Source organism: Peribacillus sp. 05N428, assembly GCF_056397085.1.
In genome coordinates, this window is sequence record NZ_JBFTMS010000095.1 from 1 (window position 1) to 3,788 (window position 3,788).

Annotated in this window: 6 protein-coding genes and 1 pseudogene; 4 read left to right on the forward strand and 3 right to left on the reverse strand. The window is 34.5% G+C overall.

Features of this window, described 5'->3' with window-relative positions:
• On the forward strand, positions 1–111 hold a 111-nt coding region (locus AC1DIV_RS29710; RefSeq protein ID WP_477576509.1), incomplete at its 5' end, for an IS3 family transposase.
• Between the two features lie 342 nt (positions 112–453).
• On the opposite strand, the pseudogene AC1DIV_RS29715 reads toward AC1DIV_RS29710, so the two are convergent.
• Together AC1DIV_RS29715 and AC1DIV_RS29720 are read right to left on the reverse strand one after the other, a co-directional pair.
• Positions 454–558: pseudogene (locus tag AC1DIV_RS29715) on the reverse strand (HU family DNA-binding protein); the annotation flags it as partial.
• A complete protein-coding gene (locus AC1DIV_RS29720; protein ID WP_063596883.1) occupies positions 542–1,012 on the reverse strand; it encodes a DUF3888 domain-containing protein in 471 nt (156 codons plus the stop codon). The pseudogene AC1DIV_RS29715 and the gene AC1DIV_RS29720, both read right to left, overlap by 17 nt.
• 803 nt (positions 1,013–1,815) lie before the next feature.
• On the opposite strand from AC1DIV_RS29720, the gene AC1DIV_RS29725 reads away from it, so the two are divergent.
• The 3 genes from AC1DIV_RS29725 (at position 1,816) to AC1DIV_RS29735 (ending at position 3,658) form a co-directional block, all read left to right on the forward strand.
• Complete coding sequence (locus AC1DIV_RS29725; RefSeq protein ID WP_063596884.1) at positions 1,816–2,487, forward strand: MarR family transcriptional regulator; 672 nt, start codon at positions 1,816–1,818, stop codon at positions 2,485–2,487.
• A 458-nt stretch (positions 2,488–2,945) separates the two neighbouring features.
• Positions 2,946–3,191: a hypothetical protein gene (locus AC1DIV_RS29730; protein WP_331262960.1), complete on the forward strand. Its 246-nt coding sequence runs from the start codon at positions 2,946–2,948 to the stop codon at positions 3,189–3,191.
• Positions 3,192–3,526: 335 nt separating this feature from the next.
• A complete protein-coding gene (locus tag AC1DIV_RS29735; RefSeq protein WP_331262961.1) occupies positions 3,527–3,658 on the forward strand; it encodes a hypothetical protein in 132 nt (43 codons plus the stop codon).
• Here AC1DIV_RS29735 and AC1DIV_RS29740 read toward each other — a convergent pair.
• A partial coding sequence (locus tag AC1DIV_RS29740) for a multicopper oxidase domain-containing protein (RefSeq protein ID WP_477577914.1) occupies positions 3,648–3,788 on the reverse strand: 141 nt, incomplete at its 5' end. The genes AC1DIV_RS29735 and AC1DIV_RS29740 overlap by 11 nt on opposite strands.

The following is a 3,788-nucleotide window of genomic DNA, read 5'->3' on the forward strand; positions in this document are numbered from 1 at the left end:
GAAAAGGAATTAGATGATTATATTCATTACTATAACCACAAACGAATGAAGGTAAAATTAAAAGACCTGAGTCCGATAGAATACCGAACTCAGGTCTTAGAAGCTGCTTAAATTATATGTCTAACTTTATTGGGTCAGATCAACTCGATTTTCATCGAGTTTGTCTACAGTCTGAAGCAGCCGCACGGCTGCTATCCTTATGACCTTTTATTCTTTTAATCTCTTAACTTACGGTCTTCGGCTCGTTCGGTATGGCGGCGGTAGCCTTAAATGGAACGTACAAACATTTGAGTAATAATATTAGGTGTACTACAGAATAACGGAATGTTGGTGGTATGAAAAAACTTGTTGAACTAAAATTTCAAAAGCACAATTATATAAATAAAAAATAATCTGGAGACCATCTCATCTCCAGATTATTTTTTTACACTATTATAAATTTTTATATTTATTTTATTTAACGACTTCTTTTAATTCCTTACCTGGTTTAAAAGCTGGAACTTTAGAAGTAGCAATGTTTATTTCTTCACCAGTTTGTGGGTTACGGCCAGTTCTTGCTAATTGGAGGATTATTGTGTTGGAAATTTAAAAACTTAACAACAGGTTGACCATTCGGGTTGAATTCTTTGTTATTTAAAATTGGTTCCACACCAAGCGTTATTGTATCAATTCCTAAAGGCTTTGCTTTCTCTTTTGGAACAAATGCAGAGTGAGTTAAGACAGTAAATTTCAATATATAGCTAGAACTGTATTCTCGTCCTGGTTCACTTTGTAACAATTCAACAACATCGTAATTCTTATCCCACCAATCATATCCAATGTTTATTGAGTCAGTATTATAATAATCCTTTACTGCTGTTAAAATTTCTTCCTGGTAAAGTTGAACGAAAAAATTATCAAAGATTTGTTCCTGTCCTTTAGAACTATGTTGATGATTTTTTTCAGCTTGAACAGGCAAGATATTAGTGCCAAAAGCAAGTAAAGCTACAAAAACACAAATTAATTTTCTCATTTAAATTCCTCCAGTATTTAATTATTTGCTATTATCCGTAGTTGGAGAAAGTTTAATACTGAGAAATAAATATTTAGGTCACAGTACGAATACACTGTACTTGTGATACTATCCTGACGGTACAACTAGTAGCAAGGGGGAAAAACCACCAGAACCACAAAATAAGTCAAGAACAAGTACTAAAATTGCAAAGGTGACGAAAAAACCGCATAATATTAATATAAATAAAAAGGCTTAAAGTGTCCCTCAACACTTCAAGCCAGAAAATTATTAAACTGCTAAGTTGATGATAGAGATAATAACAGTTAAAAGAGCGCAGACCGCAATTACTGTATCTTTGTCCATTTAATCACCACCATTTTGTGATAAAGGTCTATGTACTAGATAAGTGCATAGGCCTTTTTTCTATAAATTAATTATAAGGTACAAAAATCGCTAATATCAAAGTGATAACTAAAATAATATTATTCCTTTTTGCATTTGTATCATATTGCGTCGACAACTTTTAAAGTATTATTCTCAAACAGTGGTAAAGGCGCACTTCTGTTATTAGGATTTTAATATACTCTCATTGTTGTCCTTTTTTTAAATTTTATACATGAATTTGCTCATTTTTTTATAATAAAAAAAGCCGATAGGATCATCCTCACTTTTTCTTTATTGATTAGGAAACCTATAGTAAGGCTAACAATTTTAAGTTTTGGATGTTTCTATACACAATAAGAAAAAGGAAAAGATTCATATTGGATAGAATGTTATAATCCTAGTTGTAATTTATAGATGAAAGGGGGGCTTTTACCGTTATGGACGATACGGAACAAATAGAAAGGCTTTATACTCCTGGGGAAGTAGCTGATTACCTGGGTATAGAAAGACAAACAGTAACCAAATATGCGCGGCTCCTGGAACAAAACGGCTATAACTTCCTGAAAGACGAAAAAGGAAACCGTAATTATACAGATTCAAACATTATGATGTTCAAAGAACTTATAAAGCAGCGGAACCGCCCAGGCATAGCCCTTGAAACGGCTGCAAAGTCTATTGTAGCAATATATGAAAGTAAGTCTGTATTTCCCACCGATACGCTTATACCCTCTGATATAACGCGCCTTGAACAAGCTACAGCGGATAGATTGGACCAGCAAGACAAAACCATGGAAAAGCAATCCGAACTGATCCGCGTTTTATTGGAACGGCTAGACGAAAAATCTAAATATGAAGAAGAACGAGATAAAAGGTTTAATGAGCGATTAGATAAAATAGTCGCTGAAGTATCCGCTTCCGTAATAAAGCAGCTGGATCAAAAAGAAAATCAACTTTTACTTACGGCTAAAGAAGAAGTGGAAATCACTAAAAAAGAAGTGGCTTCGGCTAAAGAGGAAATAGAAGCAATCAAAGCAGAAAAAAAGGCTTCTTCTCTCGACTTTTCGGAAAGTGAGGAAGAAGCCCTTACACGCTCTTTTTCTATGCCATAGACTAAAAAGGAGTATGACAACCCGCGATAGTCGTTTGCCTGCCATCACATTTGGAACCTCCTGTCCTTTGCTAACATATACTTTAATATAGGGTTCAAGTATTAATATCCTTTCGGAGCAGTAACTATCTTTGGCCTGGATAGTTACTTTTTTTGTAGGTTTGTGTCTGCACATCACCCTCCTTATTAGGCACATGAATTTATATTTTTCTACATATACTTAAATATGGTTCATACAAACCTCCAATAAAATCACATCTTTCCCTGAGTAACTATTTTTCCTGTAATAGTTACTTTTTTGTGTAGAGTATCTTCGAACTGTGACATAAATATCATTGTTTATTGGATTATTCTGCTCGTGGTGCATATACTGGATTGTTCCTTTAAACAAGGGAGTAAATAACATATCTAATCCTTTTTTCCTCAGAAGATAAACTTTTAATGAAGGAGAGTTTAGCATTGGAAACTGCTCAGGTAACTACTTTGGTTAGTTTTCCATTCCCATCAGTATGGGGTATCCACGCTGCTATAGCTGGCAGACCGATTATTTGGGGCACACTTATCATTAACTCTATTACAGATAACAAGGTAATTGGTACGGTTAATTTTCGTGGTATACTATTCCGATTAATGGATTTTGGAATGAAAGCACCAAACAAATCACATTTGATGATTCACCTTATGCCACCTTCTCTAGCAACTTAACCATATTTGATGAACCCAGATTAGAATTCGACATTTTATTTTACGTGGACGTCTTCTTATGAAACCTCCCTCTCTACAAGCAGGTGAGTATGGAACGTGGATTGCTACAACTGATATAAGCCTGAATTAATATCTTATTAATGGTAATACCTATACCGAGCAATTGCCTCCTGTTGGCGCCTTATTAATTTTTAAAAATAGGCTTACCAAGGTATTTTACTTCTCGCAAATCAGCGATTATCGAGAAGTAAAATTCACCTTTTTATTTTGTCCTCAGGTCGGATGAAAACAAAGGTAAGGTAATAACCGAGGAAGAATTTTAGGGGGATGGAGGTGTGAATAATACAGAAGAAGCTATTAGTGGCAGTAAAAGTAGAACCATACTTAAAGAAAATCAAAAAGGTGAAATAAGATGTAGAAAAAAACGTTTCCGGATTATCAATGAAACAAAGACTATTATCGGATAACAATATACGGTCTCATCATTTCATAATCCTCGTGTTCCAACATATGACAATGCCATACATACAATCCTGTATAAGGACCAAAGGTCATTATAATCCGAGTTACCTCGTTAGGATTAGCATTTACTGTATC